Origin of the sequence: Pseudoalteromonas sp. NGC95, assembly GCF_015864705.1 — a bacterium.
In the GTDB taxonomy this organism is placed as follows: Bacteria; Pseudomonadota; Gammaproteobacteria; order Enterobacterales; family Alteromonadaceae; genus Pseudoalteromonas; species Pseudoalteromonas arctica.
This window is the reverse complement of the sequence record NZ_JADYWR010000015.1, coordinates 1-25,421: the sequence shown is the minus strand read 5'-3', so window position 1 is coordinate 25,421 and position 25,421 is coordinate 1. Positions and strand designations below refer to the sequence as shown.

The following is a 25,421-nucleotide window of genomic DNA, read 5'->3' as shown; positions in this document are numbered from 1 at the left end:
TAATATAACATTGTTTAAATAGTTGGCGGAGTGGACGGGACTCGAACCCGCGACCCCCGGCGTGACAGGCCGGTATTCTAACCAACTGAACTACCACTCCAGCGCATATTTAAACTGTTATTTTTTCTTATTGGCGGAGTGGACGGGACTCGAACCCGCGACCCCCGGCGTGACAGGCCGGTATTCTAACCAACTGAACTACCACTCCATAATAAGAATATGTTTTACAACCATACGTTGTGTAAGTGTTGGCGGAGTGGACGGGACTCGAACCCGCGACCCCCGGCGTGACAGGCCGGTATTCTAACCAACTGAACTACCACTCCAGCTTTTACTTACAAGTTTTACGAAAATGGCGGAGTGGACGGGACTCGAACCCGCGACCCCCGGCGTGACAGGCCGGTATTCTAACCAACTGAACTACCACTCCATATTTCCGTTGCTGTTTAGGTCTCCCTGACAGCGGCGTGAATAATACGAACCAACCCCTATTTCGTCAAGGGCTTTTTTGTTTTTTTATAGGTTTTTTAGTCATCTGTCATCGAAAGGTTTAAAATTTCACCTGATCTGTCATTTTTTGAGCCATTTTTACCGACTTGATTTTTTCCTGTGTCGGCAACATCACCTTCACTTGTTTTCTTTTTCTTTAAAAAAGGCAGCTTCACTTTAAATTTAATCGGTTTTTTCTGAACAAATATACGAATTAACAACCAACCGAGTAATAAAATGAGCGTATTGCAGCCTACAATTAAACTAATAATTGTAGATGTGGCCATTTTTTCTTCAACAGGCTCACTCTCAATCATTTTATCTGGCGTAATAATCGTTGCCGGATCAATTTCGGGCACCGCTTCTATGGGTCGTTCTATCTCAAATTTATACGTTGGTAGCGTTGCCATAAATTCACGACCATTAATATTAGTGCCAAAAACAGACAGTTCAACACTATATCTACCCCAATCATAATTTTTAACACTAAGTTGACGTGAATCGTTAGCAGCAGCATCTATGGTAAACATTTGCTCTTCGTTATTGGGATAGTAGATTTTCCCCTGGATGATGACTGTTTCTGGCTTAACAATACTTGGGTCTATATTTATAGTTAACAGATGCTCGTCTGTGTCTTGCTCTGCTAACGCGACTTCGGTTACAAAAGGCGGCTCGTGCACTTCTATTGTATTTTGCACAATGCGACGCTGCAGCAGAGGTGTTGCAACGTAAAGCTCTGGTGTCCATTCACCCGCAGGGAAATCTAAAGTAAACTCGCCGGTAAATACACCATCTTTAGGGCGTTCATCAAATCCACGTCCATCGTCTTTAAATTCAGCTACTTCTTGAATGCCTGCGCCAAAGTTAGCAAAGTTTTCATTGTTGGTACTTACAAAGTCAACATTAAGGCTAACAACATCTCTAAATAGGTTTGTGTTAATTGGCTCACCATCGTTTAGTATTTTTCCGGTGATTTTTATTGTCTCCCCCCTAAACAACATTGAAGGAAGAGGCTCTGCCTCAAGAGATATCTCGCCTAATACAACTATTCTGCTGTCGGGTAAAATACTGCCTATTACTTGCCAAGGACCTGCCATAGGTTTTTTTATGGTGACTAAATCGTAGCTGAGTTCGTCAAACCAATCTAAGTTAGGGTTTTTAACAGAGTCAGTAGCAAAGTACTTACTGCCATCGGGCCTCACTAAAATAACAGCAGGTGCACCTGATTTTCTAAAAAAAAGCAGTGTTATTTCATCTATTTTGCTATCTATGCGAAAACGATTGTCAAGTAAAGGGATCTCATTTTGATGCCCATCGCGCTTGAGCACTTCTACTTGTTTTACGCCATATGCATTGCCAGTACATAAACTAGCTGCACATAACGCTGTTACAAAATACATCGTTTTCATTAAATCGCCTTATTCAGCGCGCCATATACATTGGCCGCCTTCTTTGTTTACAAGATCTAATCGTGCTTCGTGTGCGCTTTGCTCAGCGTCGCTTGCTCGTAATACAACTAATGGGGCTCTATCACTATTTAAACGCTTTATACCGCCCTTCTGTTGCTCGCTGCCGTCATCTTTATTTTGATTCAAATTTAGCTTTGTTTGACCGCCCGTCATGGCAAGGTACACATCGGCTAAAATTTCAGAATCCAGTAGCGCGCCGTGAAGTGTTCGCTTTGCGTTATCTACATCGTAACGACGACATAATGCATCAAGATTGTTCTTTTGACCTGGATGCAAGTCACGCGCCATTTTAAGCGTGTCGAGAACTTGACAAAAAGTCTCTGTTTTAGGATAGCCCTGATTAAGTAGTGCAAATTCATTATCCATATGACCAACATCGAACGGGGCGTTATGAATAACTAACTCTGCCCCTTCAATATAGTCGAAAAACTCTTGGGCAATTTGATGAAACAACGGTTTATCACGTAAAAATTCGTTAGTGATACCGTGAACGTCGATTGCTTCTTCTTCGCTTGGGCGTTGTGGGTTTATATAAACGTGAAAGTTATTGCCTGTTAAACGGCGATTTACTAACTCTACACACCCAATTTCTATAATACGGTGCCCTTGTTTAGGGTCTATGCCGGTGGTTTCTGTATCTAAAACTATTTGTCTACGTGCCATATCGAATTTTGCCTGATTCTGGTATCTTTCTATAATCACTTTATTGTACATAAGATCAAGGTAAAACAGTGCAAAAAACCGTAGAGATTTACACCGATGGCTCATGTTTAGGTAATCCAGGCCCCGGCGGTTATGGTATTTTTATGATTTATAACGGCCACGAAAAAGAAATGAGCCAAGGTTATAAACTCACAACGAATAACCGAATGGAAATGCTCGCGGCTATTGTAGCCCTAGAATCACTCACTCGAGAATGCGAAGTAAATCTAACAACCGATAGCCAATATGTTAAGCAAGGTATTGAATCGTGGATCACTAACTGGAAAAAACGTGGCTGGTTAACATCAGCTAAAAAGCCGGTTAAAAACGTCGATTTATGGAAACGCCTAGATAAAGCCTGTAGCGAGCACAATGTAACCTGGAAATGGGTTAAAGGGCATAGCGGCCATAAGTACAACGAAATAGTTGACGATTTAGCGCGCGATGCCGCTGGCGGTAAAGATTTACTAGAAGATGTAGGCTACCAGCCTTAATTTATTCTGAGCTAGTTGTTATACCAATTTTATTAAAAACATGTTCATTCTATCGCATTAAATAACTCACTAACTGCGTTAAAATCATTCATATAGAACAACTATATGTCACAATTTTCGCCTTGTTAATGTGCTATTTTCTTAGCGCTATAATAGATCACTTATTTAATGCAATTGGTATTATTTTCTTGCTCGCACGATTTAAAGTGTTGCTTTGACGTTTGTCTAAGGCCTGCCCCTTTTACTGGCGCAAACTGCGGCCTTGCATGCCACTTAGGTTTTATTGGCGTAAGTGGCGCAACTCTTTTTCGTGCCACCAGCATATAAACACTGCCCATCGGTTTTAAATACTGTTTTGCAAAAGTCCGCCAAAACTCAAATCTTGATAGCCTATTACCTCTTGCCAGTGATGAATAAATAAAACGTTCGTCACTTACAATTTCAAAACCCAATAAATTTAGCCAATCTTTAACCCTCGCAGGGGTAAAAAAGCGCCCCGTCCATGGTAATTTCTGACCACTAAAAGGCAGCATTTGTGCAAGTCCGCACAAACTAAACGGGTTAAATCCCGTAATTACTATATAGCCGCCCGGAATAAGTGTGCGATGTGCTTCTCGTAAAATGTGATGTGGGTCTGAATGATACTCTAAGCAGTGACTTAGTATGCATGCATCAATACTGTGCTCGTAAAATGGCAGTTCATCTATGTCAGCAACTACCCCGGTGTAAGGCCCAGGCTCTGCAACACACACCTGGTGTTTAATCGTACTTATACTTGTATTTAATTCGCCACTTAAATTACCTAGCTTAAGCATATGATAGCCAAACATACGCGGCAGCCATTGCTCCATTTTGCGTTCAATATCTTTGCGCAAATAATCCCCATGAGGAAACTGTTGCCACGACAGTGGTTTGGGTCCTTCTTGAAAACTAAGGGCTGGTTTCATTTTTTGAGCTCGTTATACTATGCGATAAGTGTCACTTTATAGAGCAATTTACCATGGTGCAAGTCAAAGCAATTAAAGCCTTTTCTGATAACTACATTTGGTGTTTAACTACCGATAATAGTAACCAAGCATGGGTAGTCGATCCAGGCCAAGCACATCCCGTATTAACATACTTAGCTGAGCACAAACTAACGCTTGGTGGTATTTTAATTACGCATCATCACTACGACCACACTGATGGCGTAGCTGCATTAGTTGACGCCTATCCGAATATACCGGTTTATGGCCCTGCAAATAGTCCATTTAAAGGCGTCACTCACACACTCACTGATGGTCAAAGCATCAGTGTGCTTAATATTAACTTTAATATTTTGGCAACTCCTGGGCACACGCTTGATCATATTTGCTATACAAATGATGAACTTGCTTTTACAGGCGATACATTGTTTAGCGGTGGATGTGGGCGCTTATTTGAAGGCACGCCAAAGCAAATGTGGGAATCGTTTAATAAACTAAGAGAGCTGCCTGCAAGCTGCAGTGTGTATTGCACGCACGAATACACGCAAGCTAATCTTGCCTTTGCCAAAGCGGTTGAACCACGTAACCCAGAACTCCTTGCGTACAGTAAAAAAGTAGATGAATTACGCAGTAATAACCAAATCTCCCTACCCACTTCTATTGGACAGGAGCTAAAAATAAATCCATTTATGCGTAGCGATTTGCCAACCATTACAGAGTTAGTGCCAGAAAAATTCATCTCGGTTACAAAAAACAATGAACCTTGGGGAAACTTTGCTAGTCTGAGACAGTTCAAAGACAATTTTTAATGCACAAACTAATACTTTAATATTTATTTTATTAGAATCATTAACTTAAGATATAGTGATGATTCTATTTCTGCGTTTTAAAAAGTCATTAAGTGGCAATGTTAACTCATAACAGGTAGTATTCGCCGAGTTTTTTACCCGATGTATTGGTATTTATGAATAAATCTCCCCTATTAGTAGCCTTGGCGTTAGCGCTAAGTGGTTGTCAAACTGTGACAACTCTAGACTCAGACTCTCAAGTCGCCACGCAAGCAAACCAACAACTCGAAGGCGCAAGTCCTAACGACATTAACAATGCATTGATGGTAAACGCACAATATCAGCAAGTTGACCCTGATGAGCAAGAAGCTCCCGTGTTTGATGATGTATGGGAGCGAATTCGCTACCAACTTTCTATCGAAATACCGCAAAACCGCCCTGTTGTTACTGAACGTAATTATTACGCTCGCCACCAAGCCTATTTAGATCGTATTTCTAAACGTGCAGAACCTTACTTACACTTTATCGTTGAAGAAGTAGAAAAGCGCGAAATGCCAATCGAAATTGCACTACTGCCTATTGTAGAAAGTGCATTTGACCCGTTTGGTTATTCTAATCGCAGCGCATCTGGCATTTGGCAGTTTATGCCTGCAACCGGTGAGCGATTCGATTTAAAGCAAAACTGGTGGTACGACGGTCGTCGCGACATAGTGCAATCGACTCGCGCAGCACTTGACTACTTATCGTATTTACATAAAACACTTGAAGGCGATTGGCTAAATGCGATTGCTGCTTACAACTCGGGTGAAGGGCGCTTGATGCGCGCGATTAAAAAGAATCGTAAAAAGCATTTACCTACCGATTTTTGGTCTCTTGATTTACCTAGCGAAACAACAGCCTACGTACCAAAGTTATTAGCACTTGCCGATTTATTAAAACGCTCAGATGATTTTAACGTTACATGGCAACCAGTAATTAATGCACAAGTGGTTGAAGTGGTTGATGTTGGATCGCAAATAGATTTAGCGCTTGCTGCTGATATGGCTGATATGACGCTTACTGAGTTATACAGATTAAACCCTGGTTTTAACCGCTGGGCAACTGATCCTAATGGCCCTCATTCTTTATTATTGCCTGTTGATAAAGCAGAGGAATTTAGCCAAAAACTAGCAAACACTGATGTTAAAAACAGATTACGCTGGCAGCGTTATATTGTGGCTCGAGGCGACAGCTTATCGGTAATTGCCAAAAAGTTTACAACAAGCTCAAGTGCAATCCGATCGCTTAATAAACTCAAATCAAATACGATTAAAGTAGGCCAAGAGTTATTAGTCCCGCTTACTGATGGCGCTATAAATAGCGAGCATTTACCAAAGCAGATGCGTTTAGCTGCTAATAAAGCAACTCGCACAAAGCTTTCGCACACAGTTAAAAGTGGCGATACATTATGGGACATTAGCCGCGAATATGACGTAACTATGGATGAGCTGGCTAAATGGAATAAGCTAAAGAAAAACTCTGTACTGCGCCTAAATCAAAAACTAACTGTGTATAAGTCAGCTAATAAACCACAAGCAACGGCAAGTACCAACCGTACTATTACATACAAAGTACGCCGTGGTGACTCACTTGCACGTATTGCGTCTAAGTTTAATCTAAGCGTTAACGAAATTATTAAGTGGAATAATTTAGCCGGTCAAAAATACTTACAACCTGGCCAAAAGCTAAAACTTAAAGTAGATGTTAGAAGTAGTTAATTTATAAAGCTATAAAAGCAAAAAGGAGCGCATGCGCTCCTTTTTTAATACCTTAAAGTTAAGGATTAAGCAGGTAGTTTTTCTAGCCATACTTTTAACCAAGGCTCAGTTACTGGCCATGGTTCAAAATCTTCACATGCATCTATTTCTAGGCGGTTGCCCACAGGCTTTGCTTGTAAATCGCGTAGTAGCTCGTCAAAGCTTCGCCCAGCGCCACAAAATGTATCGCCGTAACATCTGTCACCCATTGCAATTACACCAAACGGTTTATCGGTAAGCATTGGGAAAGTGCTATTCATTGCAAAGTACAATCCTGCCAAATTACTCGGTACATCACCTTGCCCTGTTGTGGAGGTAACAATTAAAATATGCGATGCATTTTTTATATCATCAAGTGATGCTTCAGTAATTACTGTAGCAGTATGACCCGCTTGCTCAATTGTGGTTGCAACTTCATCGCTTAAACGCTCTGCACCGCCATTAACGCTGCCTACAAAAATACTAATATGTGCCATTAATAATCCTTTTCTTGCTCTGGCCAACCTAGCTGCTTACATATTTCAAGCATGTCTTCACCTAGTGGCGCTTTAATTGTTATTGATTCATTACTATAAGGGTGCACAAAACTAAGCTCTGTTGCAAATAACATTAAGCGTCTTAGCTCAAAATGCTCCCTAAAAAATTGATTATGCTGGTTATCACCGTGATTTACGTCACCAATAATAGGCAGTGATAAGTGCTTTAAGTGTCTGCGAATTTGATGCTTGCGCCCTGTTTTTGGAAAACACTCAACCAACGAGTAACGCACTGTTGGGTACTTACCAATAGGAATAGGCAATGCAACTTGGTGCAAGCAATTAAACTGGGTTTGCGCTTCTTGCGGTGCTTTGTCTTGATCTGCAAATTTATCGGCTATTTTATCAAGTTCTTCTTTAAGCGGTTTATCTAGAAATACTGACTCTGGCGCAAAGCCGCGCACTAAGGCTAAATAGCGTTTAGCAATAGTACCTTCAATAAATAGCTGGTTCATATCGCGAGCAGCTTCAGAGCTCAGTGCAAACAGCAATACGCCCGACGTAGGTCTATCGAGCCTATGTACTGGAAATACATGTTGCCCTAGCTGGTCGCGCAACATTTGCATAGCAAACTGGGTTTCGTGTTTATCTAAAAACGAGCGATGCACTAATAAACCTGAAGGCTTATTTATAGCCACATAGTTTTCATCTTGATACAAAATAGTCAGCTCGCCATATTCAATAGGCGCTGGACGCTCACTCATTTGGTTCTCCTAAAAAGGTATCAAGAGCTGTTAGTAATTCAATTATTTCATCGCTTCCAGCTTTATTCACAAGTGTCATTTGCGCCATAGGGGCAATAGCAAAGTTACGTGGCAGTGGTTGCTTATGCGTTATTAATAGCTGTATTTTATCAATAAATACAAATTGTAACCACTGCTCAAACGCCATTGTATCGTGACAAAAAGGAGTATTTGAAAGCAGTGCATCAGCGTCTATTGGCTCACTTTTCCAAAGCGCGTGTTTTTGTAAAAGTGCCGTTAGCTGCACTAAATAAGTTTGGGTTTGCTGGTACATAACCACCCTCTTTTATATATGTAATGCAATTATACCCTGTTCCCTCATAGGCGGCTATGACGTATAATTAATGTAATTTTGCAGTAAAAACAGTTGAGAAAACAATGAGTGATCAAATAGCTACATTAGGTCAGCTTTTAGATGGTGCGGGTACTCAGTGGCGTGCTTTTGATATTGGCAGGCACATTACTAAGCTTGATAAAAAACAATTTTTAGCTATTGAACAAGCTCAAGTGCCTTACCCTTATCCTCTTGCTGGTCATGCTTGGCTCGCTATTCAATTTTGGGATACTAAAGCCAGTAAAGAACCTTATGTATGGTTTTTAAAGTTTCCACTTGATGAGCAAAGTATGCTTGTAAGTGCTAGTCGCGATCACTTTGCTGATATGGTTATTCAAGCGCTAGGCACTGAAATTACAGGTGAGCAAGCCGATGGAAAACTTGATAATAACCCTTATGTTTTTACACCAAACGCAAATAAATTAGCGGCATTTAACGCCCAATTAAAAGTACTATTAAAACAGCCTGCGTCGCAGTATTACGAGCATGCACAGTTATACTTTAGCGGTAAAATTGGTTTTGATAATTGGCAAGGTGTTGCACTGCAGGGTATTGCCGATTTTGCACTACGCTTAGACAGCGATACAAACTTAAATAATTTGCAAAAAGCATGGGCGCATTTACCTATTGAAGTACTGCAACCACTCAGTGCCATGCTTGAACACGTTGAAATACCAACATCAATGAGTGAGTTACTTGTTGATTACACACAGACCGCAATTAGTAATAACGATACATTAGCTATAACCGCAGCACTAAGATCTGTTTCAAAAAGTCAAGCTCAAGGGTTATGCGCTCAATTAGTTGATACTGTACTAAGCTCGCCGGTAAGGCACGACTCTGACGTGTTACTAACAATAGCTGGGCGGTGTTTTAAGCAATTAGAGAACCCTGAACGCTTACATGTATTTATGGATAATTGCGCACATCATCAAAAAATTGAAGAATTGTTTCCAAGTATTTTTGCTGACTTAGTTGCAATACCGACTATTCGCCCGCATTTATTAGGCTTATTACGTAAAGAAAATCGTAGCGAAACCCTCGCGCGTGCAATTGGAAGGTTATTCTCTTAAATGGCAAGTTTATGGACGTTCATACTTATTGGTAGTGTAATTTACTTATTTTGGCTTAACCGAAAGGTTGCTGAAGCGGCGAACGTTCATGCTAAACGTCAAAGTGAGCAATTGCAGGTGCAGTTGATGAGTGTTGCATGCACAAAACGCCGCTTTGGTTTTTTAAAGAACGGCAAGCCAGGCATCAAAAGTGAATTTATATTTGAATTTTCAAGCGATGGTGAAAATGCTTATCAAGGTGTGTTAATTATGGAAAATGAGTTTTTGAAAAGTGTGGTTGTTCCACCGCATAAAATATAAAACTGAATATACTTTAAGAGTATTTGTCTTAAGTTGATAAACTTAATTCAACACAAAAAACTAAGGCGTAACTAAAGTTACGCCCCAATTGGACTGCATCCTGCTAGATATCCATTATCTTAAATCCGTATTATCATCCCCTGAACGAGTAAACAACCTTGTTTACCCTCACATTGCATCCTGCAATATCCATAGCCACCTTGGCAAACCCACGAAATCTATCGTTTGGCTACATACTGTAGCATCATCCCTGGTAATCCTTTTAAGTAGCTCCTGCCACTTTTTGCATCCTGCAATATCCATAGCCATCTTGGCAAACCCACGAAATCTATCGTTTAGCTACATCCCGTAGCATCATCCCTGGTAATCCTTTAAAGTAGCTCCTGCCACTTTTGCATCCTGCAATGTCCACTTACCATCTTGGCCGTCCTGCGTAAACTAACGCTCCTGCTACTTCCTGTAGCGTCATCCGTGATTATCCTAAAGTAACTCCTAGCTACTAAGTGCTTCATGCACTTCCTTATTCTTCCTTGTATCCGTTTTAGCTTGTCCTTTATGCTTCCTGCTAGCGTCCGCTATGTTGCCTATTCCGTATCCTTGGCAGTAACTCAATCATTGAGCTATGTCGTCTTGACGAAGAGAAGTTTAAAGCAATCAGGGGGGAGAAATAGGACTGGACATTAAATAAATAAACGTCACAAAAATGAAAAATAAAAATAGACTTTAAATAACAATAACTTGGATTGAAAAAGGCCACTTATTAGTAGCCTTTAACTGATAATGCTCACGACAATGTGAGATATATCTCACGGCCTTATGTCCGTTTGGGCGCATTGGCTTACATCATAATTTTAAATAGTTGGCTCAATTATTGATTTAAATAGTAACTCGCCCTCTACTTGGTTAAAAGTAAGGTGTTTAAATGCTTCAAACTTTTCGGTTTTAAAAAATTCAGTGTGTTCTTTACGCGTTACAAATACAGCCATCCCCGTTGACTCAGCGTTACATTTAACTAAATCATCAAGCCCTCGTAGTAGGTAACGACCAAACCCTTGCCCATGAAAATGCGGATCTACGGCAATAAAAGCTAAAAAGTAGTAATTGCCTTTCTCTTTAAGGGCATCTCTAATTGTTTGTTCTTTATCTATTAATTGATTTGTTTGTAAGTAGCCCGCACTCAGCATTAATTTTAAACGCCAGTGCCAATAACGCTGCGCTTGTAATTGGCTATTAGATTCAAATACACACGCTACTGCTTTTAATTTATCGTTGCGGTATAAACCAATTAATGGCTGCTTTTCTTGCCAAAAACTACTGAGCTCTTCGCGAATTAATGATCGTAATTTTTTTTCGTATACTGATTTATTTTCGTCATTGTAGCTAAGCATGTTTTGTAATACAGGATCGTCATGATAAGCCTGATAAATTAGGCTTGCTGCAGTGCTAATATCTTCTGCGGCTAAATACTGCACGCTGAACGTATCAGCTGGCGTGGTTACACTCATTGTATTTCCTTTATTATTTTAGCTGTAGACTGTTTAACTTTATACCTAACTATATACCTAAAATTATTAACCGTAAATTCAGCGAGAGTTTAACTAGCTAGGAGTAGAGTTAATCCTTAGAATAAGTTTTCATTCGTTTAAAGGAGCAATATCATGGATACGACTAAACACGACATCAATACACTATTTGCACAGCTTGGATTACCTAATTCTAATGAACAAATAGATGCATTTATTGCCTCACATGAATTAGAAGACACAACACTACTCCAAGAAGCTTCTTTTTGGGATGAGGCACAACAGCACTTTTTAGCTGAATCGCTTGCACAAGACGGTGATTGGAGTGAAGTAATTGACGAGTTAGATGTACGCATTCGTCAAAGTAAGTAATTTTATTTAATGTACCCTCCCTTATTTATTGCTAACATAGCATCTGCGCAGCATTTATATGCTGCGTATTTATTTTATTAAAGAGTTATATATCTAATGAATTCAGTTGTATTTGATGCAATCAAAGCCCTTCTCGATGAAGGCAAAACCCCTACTGTAGCACTAACTAAAAGCCGTTTGGCGCAACCGGTTCCTATGCCGATGATTATTGCAGCAGTAAGCCAATATAAAAACAATCCTGATTCAATTAATAACTTCATGAGAAACCCACAGCAGTCAGATAATACTGAGCTTAAAACAAGTCAATTAGATAGAATTGAGCAAAAACTCGATAAACTTCTTGCACTGCTAGAACAAAAATAATTTGAGACTATAAATGTTCGTTGTTGATTTAACTTTTGATTGCTACCAAGACACCACCCTAGAACAAGCCGAACAAGCAATAAATCGCTTAGTAAATGCACTGCGTTTTAATGGTCAAATAATGGGTGAAGAGTTCCCAACCGTTTTAAAAGACGGCTTTTTTATTACCCGTGTAATGTGCCCTACTGAAGATGCAATGCACCCGCTAAATAACAGCCCGTTTGTTAAGCACAGTATCGAAAAGTTACATAGTGCGGGGCTACTTGCGCCAAAAGTAAAAGTGATTGGACAAGATATTCACTCCAACGGCGCTGATTGCTGTAAAGAACCATCAAGTTATATTTTATATACAACCTATGTGCATACGTGTAGCCCGCTTTATTGTGGTGATGACTTTTTGCCTGTGCCGTTATTTCGTATTCCGGCAATTGCTAATGGTGACTATAAAACGCTTATAAAATGGCAAGAAGATTGGCAAGCCTGCGATCAAATTCAAATTAATGGCGCAACCCGTTGTGAGTTTCCGGCACTTGAAGAAATATCTAGTATCCAAAGCGACTTATACAGACGCGGAAAAGACATAACAAAGCGAATTAGTTTTTTAACTAAAAAGCCAACCTATTATTATTTATACCGTGTAGGCGGCGTAGATAAAGCGTCTGAACTTGAACGAAAATGCCCCAGCTGTAATGGCGATTGGAAATTACCTGAATCGTGGTTTGGGTTATTCGATTTTAGATGTGAGCCGTGTGGTTTAGTGTCTAATATATCGTGGGATTTTCAGTAACCACTTTAATGAGCGCTTAAAATCAGCTTAGTGATGACGCTAAGCTGATTTATTAAACACGTTTTAAACCTCTAATGCCTTTAAAAAAGCATTAATGTTAGGTGCAAGTGCATGGTGTGTTTTTTTGCCTACGTGTTCTAAACATACTTCACCAGTGTGCACCAATACACTCACTAGTAAATCATCTTGATCTGTTAAACCAATAAATACCGTTTCTGGCTGCTTGAGCTTGCGTTTCATTAAAACGTGACCCGTTATATTTTGCTGTAACAAATTAAAGTCTTCTTCGTTCCATGCTTGTAGTAATTCAACCTGATGCCCATCAATAACTGCTGAAATACTTCCACCGTACATATGCCCATATAGCTCGCTAAGCTCTTTTGGAAACTCAATCTCAAGTGCACTGGCTAAATCATTAAGCGAACCTGCAGGTTGCTGACGCGCCCCCTGCCATTGAATGTTTCCTTGCTCGTCAACCTCACCAACTTCACATGGGCTTGGCCATTGCTCGTCGTGCGCAATAAGTGGGTACTTTGTGGTGTTTTTAAGGGTATTTTCGCTAAATGTTTGATGAAGTTGTTCTATAAGCAATGCAACAGACATACTGTGAAACTCATTTTAATTAGATATAATGTCCCTATTGTAACTATTTAAGAGCAAACATGACAGATTACAGCAATTCTCCAGACCTTAAAGGTAGCGTATTAGGCCAATCTACTGAGTATGTAGATGTGTACACGCCAAGCTTGCTTTTCCCTATTGCGCGCAAACTAAATCGTGATGCTTTAAATATTGACGAAGCAGAGCTTCCATTTAAAGGCCAAGATATTTGGACAGGTTACGAGCTTTCATGGCTAAACAATAAAGGTAAACCGCAAGTTGCCGTAGCCTTATTTACCTTTGAGTGCCAAAGCAGCCATATTATTGAGTCAAAGTCGTTTAAACTTTATTTAAATAGCTTTAACCAAACCCGATTTGAAAGCATTGATATAGTAAAACAGCACTTAATTGATGACTTATCAAACGCGGTTAACAGCCCTGTCAAAGTGACTTTATATAATCCTGATGATTACAATTGCTTACCGTGTACGGCGCTGCCAGGTGAATGTATTGATGACTTAGATATTGAAATTAATAATTACGATATTGATGCTAATTCACTTAAAGCAAAAAGTGATAACGTAGTTACAGAAACGCTCTATAGCCATTTACTTAAATCGAACTGTTTAATTACCTCCCAGCCTGACTGGGCAAGTGTGATTGTACGATACACAGGCGAGCAAATATGTCGCGAATCGTTACTGCGTTACTTAATTTCGTTCAGAACGCATAACGAATTTCATGAGCAGTGTGTTGAGCGTATTTATAGCGATTTAACAACACAACTTAATATTAAAGAGTTAGAGGTTTACGCGCGTTATACTCGTCGCGGCGGGCTTGATATAAACCCGTATCGCTCTACGCATTATAACGACACGCCATTTGCAGTTAAAATTAATCGTCAATAGATTTTTTGCACTGGAATATAAATATTGAAAAAGGAGCCTAGGCTCCTTTTTACATTTTTTAATTAACTTCGCGCTTAGTGGGTATGGGCATACCACACACATCAACGTAGTTATGTGCTTTAACAAACCATGGTTCAACACGGTTTTTACGAGCACTAATTAAGTTTTTAAACACCGGTGAGTTTGTTTTCATCACTTTAAATATACTTTTATCGCTTTGTATATCGCCAAGAACTTGTATATTGGTAATTGGGTTAAATACTTTACCTTCAGTTGGTGTACGCGCTAAACGATTAAAATGCTCTATACCTTCGAGCACTCGACCAAACACCGTAATGTTTTTATCAAGGTAGCGTGGGCCTTGTCCTATTGTTACAAAAAACTCCGTACTCGCACTATTTATATCGTTATCGCGCGCCATTGCAAACACACCACTACAATGCACTTGCCATGTTTGCGTATGTGCTGAATTTTGAGCAACTGCAAAGCCGTTTAAAAAGCCAGTAACTGGTGCATATCCGTCGCCATTTAGCTCAGTAATTAAAAGTGGTTTGTTTGTTGTTAAATAAAACTCAGCAGGGACTGTTTTATCTGCCGTTTTAATTAACTTTTTACCCGAGCTGTCGCCACCTTGCGCTACAAAACCCTCAACAAACCGATAAACGCTAGTATTTTTATAAAACCGTTCTCGCGCTAACTTTTTAATGTTTTGAACGTGCTTTGGGGCAAGCAGTTCATTAAGCTCAATGTACGCATCGCCCGTTGGCAGCGTTATCTTTAAAATATTTTGAGCGTTCACTACTCGCCAGTCATTATCTGTTGCACTAGCAATTACTTCACTCGCGCTCAATAAAGGTAGCTCTTGATTAGCAACATCATCACCGAGTTGTTGAGCACAACCGCTCAACAAAACACTAAGCAGAGCTGGCAATATAATTTTTTTCATCGCTTATATCCTTATAATTATTATAGTTTTGGTTATTCCCAATCAAACTTATATAGCACATCAACATTTTGGTATAGGCCGCTCGTTATTTCTATGTATAACTGTGAAAGTAACTGATAACGCACAGCCACTTCACTGAGCGAATCAAATACACCCACGCTATATTTAACTTGTAAGCTAGGTGCTACGTAACCTGATATTTCTACTTTGGTGCTATCACCACTACCTGATGAGCTTAAACTTACATCTGACAGCCCAAAGGTTTCACCTACCTTAGAAACAACCCCTTCGCTGCGGCTAACCCCTTGAGAAAGCAATAACTGCGTAAGCATCGCATCGCTTGACGAACTTTCTCCATCGCCTAAAGGTTGGCCATTAAGTAAATATGCGAGTGCTTGAGCTTGATCCATCGCAGGCTCAGAAAATATTTTAAGCGTTGGTTGTTCAACATTACCCGTGAGCGTAACCCCTGCAATGACACCATTTGCAGTCGTATCGGGGTTACGTATAGCTTTAATATTTAAAAATGGTTGTTCAATTGAACCGCTAAAACCTACTTGCCCGGTGCTGATTATTAAATCTTGCCCAAAGGCTAAGTAAGTACCTTCAATTAAGTTAAGCTCACCTGTGGCTATAATTGGCGCACCTTGACTCATTTTTATCGCTAAATCACCCGCAACTTTTGATTCCAAGCCAAACGACTCTACTTTTACATCGTTTTTAACAATCACTTTTAAATCTATGTCGTAATCAAATGGGACTGTTTCGGTGGCCTCAGTTTTTTGATCAACAATAATTTCATCATCGCTAACTTGCACCGCGCCCTCAGGAAGCTCTTCAATCATTATACGACCGTAAGGCACAACTACCTCACCAGCAAGCTTGAGTGCATTATTAGCCAAGCCTATTTTTAAATCCGGCGATACTTTAAAAGTGACCCCTTGCTGTGCACGTACATAAAACTGATCGCCAACTACCGCAACATTTACAGCAGGCTGCGCACCTTGCCAATCAACGTCACCGGTTAGATTTATTTTACCGCCTTGATTGTCGTTTAAGTTGCCTTTTATTGTGGCTGTTGTTTTATCAAACAATACGTTTATATTTGAGTTTTGCAGCGCTATAGGTAATTGCTCGCCCTCTAAACTAATATCGCTAACATTAAGCTCCCCATTTAATAAAGGATCTTTTAACGTACCTGCTAACGCCACTTTACCGCTAATATCACCTTTTAACTGCTCAAGGGTTTCAAGAAAAGGTTGTAAGTCTGAAAGGAGTATTTTATCAATATTAATGGTGCCATTAAGCGCTTGCGTATCTTGTATATCATCGATATTAATTTGTGTATTAATTTTGCCTAATACACTTGATTCTAAATTAGCTTCAAGCCTGCCAATTTGAGAGTCCGAAAACGCACTAATAGTTAGAGTTTCGATTGGTAATTTAAAACGATCTTCTTCCGAGGTAAGCACTGCTTCTAAGTCGCTAGAATCGATATTTGCGCGTAATGTTTTAAGCGCACCGCTTTGCCAATTAAGTGCTACATCGCCAGCTATATTACCGCGAGTACGAATGCTATTAGGTAAAAAGTGCTTAAGCTCCTCAAGTGCTAAGTTGCTTAGTTTAGCATTTAACTGACCGAGATTTTTTGACTGCGCTAAGGTGTCTATACATAATTCACTTTGCTCAGATGCCCAACAATGTGCACTTACATCAAAGTCGCCACTTTGCGTATTAACCATAATGGCAATATTTCTAGTATTACTAAAACTAAGCTTTTTATCGCTAAGCGTTACATTACTAAGCTCGCCATTCCAAGTGGTATTATTAATTTTGCCATTAACTTCAAGCTCTATACTGCCTTGCTCGGCATCTACAGATGCCGTAAGTTGATGATCTGTTTTGTCGCCGCTAATATCAATTTTAACGCTATTAATTTGCTGTTCGGCCACCAACGCCGAACCAACACTTACCGAAACATCGGTTTGCCAATCGGCTGCGGTATCTAACTGCCCTTTTACTGATAGTTTATTAATGTTTATTTCATCAAAAATAAAGCGATCTAGTATTAGTGCTAAATCAACAGAGGGCGTTAACCTTTCCCCCCTTACTTTTAAATTTGCGTTGCCGTCAGCAGTAAATGGAATATTAGCTTTTTCATCACTTTTTAGCGTTACTTTGCCATCAACCTGCCAAGTATCGTTAACTTGCCCGCTTAGTGCTAATTTATTGGTGCCGCTACTTAAATAAAAGCTATCAATATTAGCTTTTAACGTGTTGTCTAGCTTAAAGTTTGAGGCAAATTCTAGTGGCACGTCGTTAAGTAATCCGTTTAACTTTGTATTATTCATTTGTAGCTGCCACTTGTCGTCAGCTGCATTAAACGAGCCTTTAAACTGTCCTGAAATATCACTGGTAGCGGCATCAGTTAAATACTGCGCTTTTAAGTTAGCAAGCGTGCCATTAAAGTTAGCCTGTATGCCCTTTTGCCAATCAACATTGGCTTTTATAGTTGCACTGCTTTCGTTCGCTTTAATGCTTAGCGCTTGTAAAGTTGCTTTGGTGAGACTGCCTTTTAATTGGGTATTTAAGTCAACAGCTGGGTACGCACCTAATTGGCTATTCCCCTGTAGGCTAAGCTGATAGTCGTCAGCATTACCTTGTGCGTTAAGGCTTACATTTCGCACTTTAAGCTCATTACTTTGTGCATCAATAAGCCACTGTTTAATTTTGCCATTTAACTCAAACGGATAGTTTTTCTGCTTTAAATTTGCCGTTGCCGTTAAACTAAGCGGATATTGTCCCTGCGTTTCTAAATTTAAGTTTAGATTTGATAAGTCACCATTCAACTGCAAATTGGCTTGGTGCTCGTCACTTTGTAAAACAACATCCCCTTTCACGGGCAAATTCCCTGCAAGCTCAGCATTAAGATGCGTATTAAGCTGCCACTGTTCATACTTTGCTGAGAATGACTCTAAATTAATAACCGCATCTTCCACACTTAATTGCAGCGAGATGTTTTCAATAACATGTTGGGCTTCGTTTTGCTCAATCGTAATTTTAGCTATTTCAAAGTCTTCAACAACTAAATCAAGTGGCGAAGTAAATTCTATATTAGGCAACGCGGGTAGGTGCGTTAAAGGCGCTTGAGTATTTTGCGCCGTTTGTGTTTTCGCATCTTGTTCTTGCTCTTTTAAGGCAACAAGTATGGTGGGAATATTCAGGCTTTTAACCGTCAGCTTTGAACCCTCTGCTTTTGCTGAGAGTTTAAAGTTATTAACGCTTACGTTTGCACTTGGATGCTCTAGAGTAAATTTATTGATCGCAATGTTTTTCACAGCAATATTAAAAGGTAAGCTGATTTTTTCAAGCGGCTCTGCCGCGGCTTCTTCTTGTGACTCTGCAGTTTTTGGTAATGTTAAATTTATAGATTTAGCACTTAAGTTATCTATACAAATTCCATCGCACTGCCACCAAAACAAATCAATTTTCAATTGTTGTGCATTAAAGTCCAATCCGTTGCTAGCAAAGCGTACATTAAAGGCATCATTATAAATAAAACGGCCATCTTTAATTTCAATATGTAGTCCATCTACCGCTTTGTTTGCACTATAAGCAATAAATTGATTACCGGGTGCGGTAAATAACAAACAAAATAGTGCAACAACTAACGTGACAAAAATAGCACTTACGGCGGCTGTTATCTTTTTTAATACTGACATTAAATTTCTGGCCCTATGGTAATACTTAAACGTGTGCTTTTACTTTCTTTTGTTAATCCCCAAGCGTGGTCTATACGCACAGGGCCTACAGGTGTTAAATAGCGAAAACCAAAACCAGCACCTACTTCAAAGTCATCCGAAAAATCATTAGTCGCAGTACCACCATCAACAAATAAAGCTGCTCGCCAATTTTTAGCAACCTGATAGTTGTACTCTATTGTACTGGTTAGTAAGTATTTACCACCGATGAGGTCGCCATCATCATTTTCTGGCGATATTGATTGATATGCAAAGCCACGAACGCTTTGATCACCACCAGCGTAAAAGCGCAGTGAGTAAGGTACGTTTTCAATATCATCAACAAGCATTGCCCCCACATTCGCTTTTAAAAACACCAAGTGGCGGTCAAAATAAGTGCGTAGCCATGCATGTTGCATTTGCACCCTAATCAAATTAGTACTCGAAAGCACATCATCTAAGCCAAACTCAGCAGATATAAGCCACTGCTCTCCCCAATAAGGAGTCGTGCCGCCTTTTGATTTTTTGCGCGCATAGCTAATGCCAGGCATTAACATTTCGGTACTTGCTTCGTCTTCATCACCGATGCGGTAGGTTTCTTGGTCGCGGCGTAAAAATGCAGTACGCACCCACTTATTTTCGGTTAACCATTGGCGCTGTAATTGGCCAGTTAATATTTCGCTGTAGGTATCTTCAGCGAGCTCATCTTCTAATTTATAACCGACAGAAAAGCGCCATAGATCATCGTTAGGATCATCTACAGGTACGGTATAAGCCATTGAAATATTCTGCTGTTTTTCAGAAACATTGAGATTTGTTTCTAAATAATGCCCATTTTCTGTAATCCAAGGCTTCGTCCATTTAAAGCGAACCCTAGGCTCTGTTTCAGTGAAGCCTGCTCCTATTTCAAAACTATTCGCAGGCTTGGATGATACCTCTACTTTAACAGGTACTTGGCCATTTTTACGTGCAACAATATCGGTATAAACACGCACGCTTGCAAAATAAGGAGTGCTTGATAAGTCAAGATTGTAGTCTGCTATTTTTGTTGACTTATAAGGCTGTCCTTGAGTAAAGGGGGCTAAAGAACGTATATATTTTTCAGCTGGGTTATTACTAGCAATTTGTATATCGCCAAACTGATACCTAACTCCGGTATCAATTATGAAAGTAATAACAGCACTATTTTTTTTAAGCGATACTTCTAATTTGCGCGCTGGCCACTTAGCATCAAAATAACCAAGCTCTAGTAGCATAGATTCTATTTTTTTATGAGCAGAGTCATATTTACCATGATTTAAAACATCACCTTGCTTTAAGTGATTGCTTTTAATCAATGCCTGTAATTGGGTATCGCTTTGACCATCACCGTTTAGCGTAATATTAATTGCTTCTATGCGAGTTGCAGGCCCCCGTTCAACTTTAACAATTAGTTCGCTGTCGTCTTTATCATAAATAACCTCGACGGTCGGGCTATAATAGCCAAGTGCTTTGATACTATTTAGTACTTGTTTTTGAGCATAGCGGCGAAGTGTACGGGTTGGCTTCTCGCCAATTAACTGCTTGAGGTAAAGAGCTACGTTATTTTCTAAATCGCCACTTAACCCTTCAATTTCGTAATCTTCTATGACTTTTTCTGCCGCATAGCTATTTGTCGCAATTAAAGCGCTCACAACACACATGCAACGTAAAAACTTAATAAACAAGTAAATATCCTTACTTTTAATATCTAACAAAAAACTGTTTAATTACCCGCATATTAGCATAGCCATAATGAGCAACACATTAACTTAATAACAATCTAACGCGTAAATTTAACTTTGAATAAATATCAGCATAATTAAAATTAGTACGCGTTAAGACAATATTTTAGTTACAATAGTGCCTACGAATAAAAAATTAATTTTAAATGAGTTTTTAATGCAATTCCCTGATGATGATAACGGCCAACTTTTAGCCGAAATAGCCGCTGCTGGCATTGATTTAAATAAAATGCACCAAGTCGATTTTTTTATTTTATTTGAACAAGAAGCCGATGCTGAAAAATTTGCTAAAGAAATAGTCTCTGATGCATTAGTTCAAAATGCTGAGCTCGAAAAATGCAAAGACACTGGCGTTTGGGAAGTAATCACTCAAGTACAAATGGTGCCAGAGCACACCCTTCTAGGACAAGCAGAGCAATACATTGAAAGTATTGCTAATAGCTTTAATGGATACGGTGATGGCTGGGGATTAATGGACGGTGACGAGGCTTAATTGCCTTTTAGTTCAATGTACTCTATCAGTTAAGCTTAGCGGCTTAACTGATTTGCCTTTCTAAAACCCCCTTTATAGTCAAATAGCTTATCAGCCACTTTCCAACCATACTTTTTGCTTTTTCGTGCAATAACAAAATCCGGTGGTACTAATTCAAATTGTGAGTTTACTACTTGCGCTGCAGTTTTAAAATTAATAGGTGTTTGCCCAAGCCCTACTCGTAGACCAAATTGCTTATTAAATATAAATTGCCCGCCTTTATTTGCGAGGTTATATACTTCATCGCAACTTGCACCATCTTCATCAAAATACGTTATTTTAATAAGTTCATCTTTAATTTGAGTTACCGATAACCCACTACATCGAAGCACAAGTGCGTCTTTCAAGTTTAATGCATTACGTAACTTATCATCAGGGTCGGCCATTACCGCGCCGCAATCATGGCATTTACGTGCAGCAATATCATTTTGGGCACCGCACTGCTCACACTCTTTAAACCTAAAACGATAATCGCACTGCTCTTTATGCCCATCATCGTCTTCTAACAGCCCTTTACAGCGCCTGCCAAAGTGCTCTATTACTTTTCCTGCAGAATCAGTTTTACCCCAAAATATATTCGCAAAACCACAGCCAGGACAAAGTACCTGCACAGGTTCATTATCACTATCGCCTTTTTTATCGCCTACTTCTGGGTGAAATAAATTAAAACCATTGCCAGCATAATCTATTACTAAGCAATCCGTTTTTGATTCAGATAACCTGAGACCTCGCCCCACAATTTGTTGATATAAACTAACTGATTCTGTAGGTCTTAAAATAGCTATAAAGTCGACGTGTGGCGCATCAAAGCCGGTTGTTAGTACCGATATATTAACTAGATACTTTAATTGCTTAGCTTTAAATTGCTTAATGATTTTATCGCGCTCAGTGTTTGGCGTATCACCTGTTATAAGTGCACTTTGCTGAGCTGGCAAATAGCTTAATATTTCCTGAGCATGCATTACCGTGGCTGCAAAAACCATAACACCTTCACGCTCTTCACTGTATTGAATTACTTGCTGTAATATAGCTTTCGTTGCGCGCTCACTGTTTTTTAAAAGCGCATTCATATCATCAGTCGTATATTGCCCAAATGCATTGCTATCTAAAGACGAAAAATCATAATGGCTAATCGCTGCATCAACTTCGTTTGGCGGCGTTAAATAATTATGTTTGATCATATACCTGAGTGGTAATTCAAAAATACAACTTTTAAACGGGCTTTCATTAGTCCCTTTAACAAAGCCATGATAATGATGATGGTATATCCACCCCGTTCCTAGCCGATAAGGTGTTGCTGTTAAACCCAATACTTTTAACTGAGGGTTATATTCTTTTAAACTACTTATTACTTTTCCGTACTGGCTTTTTTTATCCCCATTTACCCTGTGGCATTCATCAATAATAAGTAACGAATAATGCTCATTTAATTTATTTAAATTACGAGAAAGTGATTGCACACTGGCAAAGGTTACTTGATGGTTTAATGACTTTTCTTTTAAACCTGCTGAAAATATACTCGCCTCTAAACCAAAACTTTTATATTTTTGCGAATTTTGCTCTACTAACTCTTTGACATGAGCAAGTACTAATATTTTTTGCTTAGCAATACGGGCAAGTTCAGCAATAACAAGGCTTTTACCTGCACCGGTCGGTAGCACAATAACGGCAGGATCATTACTCTTTCTAAAGTGTAAAACGGTGCGTTCTACGGCTTCTTGCTGGTAAGGTCTTAGTTTATAGCTCATGGGAAAACAAATAGGTTTGAGTGAAGAGATTTTAGCAAATAATAGCTGGGAGTTTTAAACTTTAATTATATTTTATTGAGGGGGAAACAAAAAAGAGAAGCCGAAGCTTCTCTTATATTTAGCTTTAGGCTAAAAATTTCTCAAGCTCAACACCTTCAAACGCTTTAGGACGACGGCCACGGCCTGTCCATTCAATAGTCTCACCATTAAGTTCCATACGGTACTTAGGCTTAACTTTAGTACGTTTGTCAGATGCTCCATCTTGTAAATCTTCTAGCGTAAGTCCTTTTTCTTTTAAAAGATCCAAAACTTCCTGTTTCGCTTTTTGCTGCTGGGTATATTTTGAAATTGCATCATTGATAAGCTGTTGGGCTTTTTCAAGATCCGTTAATGATGCTGTTTTAATAAAAGATCGGACTTCTTTCATTTATATCTCGCTAAATAAGTAAATCAAGTTTGATAGTATTGTAATTTAATACGTTAGAACAAACCAAGTAATACTTTAAATTACTATGTTATATTGAATTTAAGTCAAATACTACAAATCAACTGGCCTCATAGCCTGTGTTAATGTTGGATCAGAAAACTGCCACTGCATATCTCTAATAAATCTTTCAATTTCAGTTGGATCGACAATAAATCCGCAATTGGAATCTTGATTTCGGCAACCCATTCCAACTACATTTGAACCCGTAGGTTTGCCTGGAGCAGGTATATATCTCAGTGCAGCTAGCAATTCATCGAACATGTCGTTTAACGATTCTGATTTAACTTCAATCCTCTCAATTGATAAGTTAGGATCTGTTTGTGGCAGTTTTATACCTAGAGAGATCAAGCGAAGATTAGACTCTTCTACAAAATATGCTGACTTTTTATAATACTCAACAGCTTTTTCTTGGTTATTTTCCTCTAATTCATAATACTTTGCTAAAACAAACTGAGCTTTATGATAGTCCTCATTGGATGCAGCCTCTAAATAAGTCTTACCTTTTTTATAATCTTTATCAATTAGTTTACCATCAATATAAAATAGACCTAAAAAGTAATTTGCTGCAGTAACGTCATTTTTAGCAGCCCACTCTAACCAATTAATTCCTTTTTTAACTTCAACATTTCCACCTTCACCATTTAAATACATTAACCCTAGTTTAAATTGGGCTGTGGGACTTCCATATTTCGCACTATTCAAAAAATAACGTCGTGCCTTACTATGATTTTTTTCTATACCGTACCCTTTGTAATAAAATGTCCCTAATACTTCCGTCGCCTGTGGGATATCTTTGCGCGCATATTTTTTAAAATCTTTAAAACGTTGCTTACATACTTTTGTATCGCACTCAGTAATTTCTTCTGAACGGCCATTCTGACTAAACAGTAATACACTTAAAATGAGCAGTAACTTTACTATCGCTTTCATATTTCCCTCTTTATAAGAATTATATCCATTAATCAATCTTAAACTCTATAACGTACTAAGTTTAAATTATATACAACATTTAATATAATCAATAATTAAGGTATTTCCAACTTTAATTAAAAATAAAAAGTTAAATACACTTTAATACAAAAAAATTGAGAAGCTTTGAGAGCTCTTGAATAACTCCTTGGCTATGTGAGAGGCGAATTACTTTGAGAAATTCAGATTTTTTAGTGCAAACTTCTAGCCCACTCAAAATTATTAATAACATCAAACCTATTAAGTAGAAAAACTCGTAGACTTGCTTCCTTTATCGCTCACCTAAGAAACTTATAAAATGACCAGGGTTGTTACTTTAAGGTAAAGAAGGCTGACATTAGAATCAATAGTTTGATTCTTGGTCTGCATAGTAATTGATAATGACAAACAGCTGAGAATAAATCTCATTTTGAAATTCCACTTAAAGAATATTCTATATAAAGTTATTAACGCATTAGGATACAGTGATAAATCAATTCAACTTACATTGAGCCAATTGGCCAACGCTTCCTTATATACTTATTGCTAGGTTAGTTACTCGAAAAGAAAATCATAAGTATACTGACCTTGATGACAGAGCCAATGAGTTACCTATCAGCCGAATATTAGTAATTTATATAATCATTGGTCATCAAGAAAAAGCATTATATGCTTGGTAATCAATTAATATTAAGAAGTTTTTTACGTACAGATAATGGGGTGCACAACACACTTAAGAGAGGTTTTTTACCGTACCAACTGAGTTTTATTAGTCGTTTATTTAAAATAATAAGGTTAGTGTATTCCTTAGTAGCGGCAATAATACCTAGTTATTTTATACGACCACAGAAAGCTTACTTCTACGGCTTCTAGGAGAGGAAGTTTCGTCAGAATCGAGCCTGTAACGGATTCTGTGTAACTGCCCGTTGTTAGATTTTAAATATGCTTACTGAGGCGTTCCTCAAATTCAATGATAAAACGACTCATTGCATTACGCCAGTCTCGAATTGGCATC

24 protein-coding genes and 4 tRNA genes are annotated in these 25,421 nt (G+C 38.9%); 10 read left to right on the top strand and 18 right to left on the bottom strand.

Annotated elements, in window-relative coordinates:
- Positions 1-23: 23 nt before the first annotated feature.
- The 6 genes from I6E70_RS13960 to dnaQ all read right to left on the bottom strand — a co-directional run bounded on the left by I6E70_RS13960 (position 24) and on the right by dnaQ (position 2,621).
- Positions 24-100: transfer RNA gene (locus I6E70_RS13960), tRNA-Asp, on the bottom strand.
- A gap of 31 nt (positions 101-131) precedes the next feature.
- A tRNA-Asp gene (locus I6E70_RS13955) sits at positions 132-208 on the bottom strand.
- A 41-nt stretch (positions 209-249) separates the two neighbouring features.
- Positions 250-326: transfer RNA gene (locus I6E70_RS13950), tRNA-Asp, on the bottom strand.
- 27 nt (positions 327-353) lie between these two features.
- A tRNA-Asp gene (locus tag I6E70_RS13945) sits at positions 354-430 on the bottom strand.
- Between the two features lie 97 nt (positions 431-527).
- Entirely contained in the window at positions 528-1,898 is a 1,371-nt protein-coding gene (locus tag I6E70_RS13940; protein WP_197188953.1) for a TIGR03503 family protein, read from the bottom strand.
- 9 nt (positions 1,899-1,907) lie between these two features.
- Positions 1,908-2,621: a DNA polymerase III subunit epsilon gene (gene dnaQ / locus I6E70_RS13935; protein ID WP_024606537.1), complete on the bottom strand. Its 714-nt coding sequence runs from the start codon at positions 2,619-2,621 to the stop codon at positions 1,908-1,910.
- Positions 2,622-2,689: 68 nt separating this feature from the next.
- On the opposite strand from dnaQ, the gene rnhA reads away from it, so the two are divergent.
- A complete protein-coding gene (rnhA, locus tag I6E70_RS13930; RefSeq protein ID WP_197188952.1) occupies positions 2,690-3,154 on the top strand; it encodes a ribonuclease HI in 465 nt (154 codons plus the stop codon).
- Between the two features lie 161 nt (positions 3,155-3,315).
- Here rnhA and I6E70_RS13925 read toward each other — a convergent pair whose 3' ends face one another.
- The gene (locus I6E70_RS13925) at positions 3,316-4,101 is read right to left on the bottom strand and encodes a class I SAM-dependent methyltransferase (RefSeq protein WP_101217180.1); all 786 of its coding nucleotides are present in this window, start codon (positions 4,099-4,101) and stop codon (positions 3,316-3,318) included.
- 53 nt (positions 4,102-4,154) lie between these two features.
- On the opposite strand from I6E70_RS13925, the gene gloB reads away from it, so the two are divergent.
- Positions 4,155-4,928, top strand: a complete 774-nt coding sequence (gene gloB / locus I6E70_RS13920; protein WP_197188951.1) for a hydroxyacylglutathione hydrolase — start codon at positions 4,155-4,157, stop codon at positions 4,926-4,928.
- A gap of 155 nt (positions 4,929-5,083) precedes the next feature.
- Entirely contained in the window at positions 5,084-6,664 is a 1,581-nt protein-coding gene (locus tag I6E70_RS13915) for a LysM peptidoglycan-binding domain-containing protein (RefSeq protein ID WP_007586008.1), read from the top strand.
- Between the two features lie 65 nt (positions 6,665-6,729).
- Here the strand turns inward: I6E70_RS13915 and I6E70_RS13910 are convergent, their stop codons facing one another.
- From I6E70_RS13910 to I6E70_RS13900, 3 genes are read right to left on the bottom strand one after another with little or no spacing between them, the layout of a single operon-like run.
- Entirely contained in the window at positions 6,730-7,179 is a 450-nt protein-coding gene (locus I6E70_RS13910) for a flavodoxin (protein WP_193154415.1), read from the bottom strand.
- Positions 7,179-7,943: a tRNA pseudouridine(65) synthase TruC gene (gene truC / locus I6E70_RS13905; RefSeq protein ID WP_024593675.1), complete on the bottom strand. Its 765-nt coding sequence runs from the start codon at positions 7,941-7,943 to the stop codon at positions 7,179-7,181. The genes I6E70_RS13910 and truC overlap by 1 nt, the downstream gene beginning before the upstream one ends.
- The gene (locus I6E70_RS13900; protein ID WP_197188950.1) at positions 7,936-8,256 is read right to left on the bottom strand and encodes a YqcC family protein; all 321 of its coding nucleotides are present in this window, start codon (positions 8,254-8,256) and stop codon (positions 7,936-7,938) included. The genes truC and I6E70_RS13900 overlap by 8 nt, the downstream gene beginning before the upstream one ends.
- A gap of 104 nt (positions 8,257-8,360) precedes the next feature.
- Here I6E70_RS13900 and I6E70_RS13895 point away from each other — a divergent pair, with 104 nt between their 5' ends.
- The gene (locus I6E70_RS13895; RefSeq protein WP_197188949.1) at positions 8,361-9,389 is read left to right on the top strand and encodes a DUF3549 family protein; all 1,029 of its coding nucleotides are present in this window, start codon (positions 8,361-8,363) and stop codon (positions 9,387-9,389) included.
- Positions 9,390-9,689 carry a DUF3301 domain-containing protein gene (locus tag I6E70_RS13890; RefSeq protein WP_002963032.1) on the top strand — a complete coding sequence of 100 codons (300 nt, stop codon included), beginning with the start codon at positions 9,390-9,392 and terminating at the stop codon, positions 9,687-9,689. It begins immediately after the preceding gene.
- An 851-nt stretch (positions 9,690-10,540) separates the two neighbouring features.
- Here the strand turns inward: I6E70_RS13890 and I6E70_RS13885 are convergent.
- Entirely contained in the window at positions 10,541-11,194 is a 654-nt protein-coding gene (locus I6E70_RS13885; RefSeq protein WP_008169301.1) for a GNAT family N-acetyltransferase, read from the bottom strand.
- Positions 11,195-11,347: 153 nt separating this feature from the next.
- On the opposite strand from I6E70_RS13885, the gene I6E70_RS13880 reads away from it, so the two are divergent.
- The 3 genes from I6E70_RS13880 (at position 11,348) to I6E70_RS13870 (ending at position 12,734) form a co-directional block, all read left to right on the top strand.
- A complete protein-coding gene (locus I6E70_RS13880) occupies positions 11,348-11,584 on the top strand; it encodes a DUF2789 domain-containing protein (protein WP_197188948.1) in 237 nt (78 codons plus the stop codon).
- Between the two features lie 96 nt (positions 11,585-11,680).
- Complete coding sequence (locus I6E70_RS13875) at positions 11,681-11,947, top strand: hypothetical protein (protein WP_007378199.1); 267 nt, start codon at positions 11,681-11,683, stop codon at positions 11,945-11,947.
- Positions 11,948-11,960: 13 nt separating this feature from the next.
- Entirely contained in the window at positions 11,961-12,734 is a 774-nt protein-coding gene (locus I6E70_RS13870; protein ID WP_002958242.1) for a Zn-ribbon-containing protein, read from the top strand.
- A 63-nt stretch (positions 12,735-12,797) separates the two neighbouring features.
- Here the strand turns inward: I6E70_RS13870 and syd are convergent, their stop codons facing one another.
- Complete coding sequence (gene syd, locus I6E70_RS13865) at positions 12,798-13,337, bottom strand: SecY-interacting protein (RefSeq protein WP_197188947.1); 540 nt, start codon at positions 13,335-13,337, stop codon at positions 12,798-12,800.
- 59 nt (positions 13,338-13,396) lie between these two features.
- Here syd and queF point away from each other — a divergent pair, with 59 nt between their 5' ends.
- A complete protein-coding gene (queF, locus tag I6E70_RS13860) occupies positions 13,397-14,242 on the top strand; it encodes an NADPH-dependent 7-cyano-7-deazaguanine reductase QueF (RefSeq protein ID WP_197102654.1) in 846 nt (281 codons plus the stop codon).
- 58 nt (positions 14,243-14,300) lie between these two features.
- On the opposite strand, the gene I6E70_RS13855 is transcribed toward queF, so the two are convergent.
- Genes I6E70_RS13855 through I6E70_RS13845 form a run of 3 tightly spaced genes read right to left on the bottom strand, consistent with a single transcriptional unit; the run spans position 14,301 to position 20,634 of the window.
- The gene (locus I6E70_RS13855) at positions 14,301-15,188 is read right to left on the bottom strand and encodes a peptidylprolyl isomerase (RefSeq protein WP_197188946.1); all 888 of its coding nucleotides are present in this window, start codon (positions 15,186-15,188) and stop codon (positions 14,301-14,303) included.
- Positions 15,189-15,220: 32 nt separating this feature from the next.
- Positions 15,221-18,910, bottom strand: a complete 3,690-nt coding sequence (gene tamB / locus I6E70_RS13850) for an autotransporter assembly complex protein TamB (RefSeq protein WP_197188945.1) — start codon at positions 18,908-18,910, stop codon at positions 15,221-15,223.
- Positions 18,910-20,634, bottom strand: coding sequence for an autotransporter assembly complex protein TamA (locus I6E70_RS13845; RefSeq protein ID WP_121954060.1), 1,725 nt, complete (start codon positions 20,632-20,634; stop codon positions 18,910-18,912). The genes tamB and I6E70_RS13845 overlap by 1 nt, the downstream gene beginning before the upstream one ends.
- Before the next feature lie 214 nt (positions 20,635-20,848).
- Here I6E70_RS13845 and I6E70_RS13840 point away from each other — a divergent pair, with 214 nt between their 5' ends.
- Positions 20,849-21,184: a ribonuclease E inhibitor RraB gene (locus I6E70_RS13840; RefSeq protein ID WP_007378192.1), complete on the top strand. Its 336-nt coding sequence runs from the start codon at positions 20,849-20,851 to the stop codon at positions 21,182-21,184.
- A 35-nt stretch (positions 21,185-21,219) separates the two neighbouring features.
- Here I6E70_RS13840 and I6E70_RS13835 read toward each other — a convergent pair whose 3' ends face one another.
- The 3 genes from I6E70_RS13835 to I6E70_RS13825 all read right to left on the bottom strand — a co-directional run bounded on the left by I6E70_RS13835 (position 21,220) and on the right by I6E70_RS13825 (position 24,388).
- Positions 21,220-22,971 carry a DEAD/DEAH box helicase gene (locus I6E70_RS13835; protein WP_197188944.1) on the bottom strand — a complete coding sequence of 584 codons (1,752 nt, stop codon included), beginning with the start codon at positions 22,969-22,971 and terminating at the stop codon, positions 21,220-21,222.
- A gap of 124 nt (positions 22,972-23,095) precedes the next feature.
- Complete coding sequence (locus I6E70_RS13830) at positions 23,096-23,398, bottom strand: H-NS histone family protein (protein WP_007586043.1); 303 nt, start codon at positions 23,396-23,398, stop codon at positions 23,096-23,098.
- Positions 23,399-23,509: 111 nt separating this feature from the next.
- Positions 23,510-24,388 (bottom strand): tetratricopeptide repeat protein, encoded by an 879-nt coding sequence (locus tag I6E70_RS13825; protein WP_121954058.1) that lies wholly within the window; start codon positions 24,386-24,388, stop codon positions 23,510-23,512.
- Positions 24,389-25,421 lie beyond the last annotated feature (1,033 nt).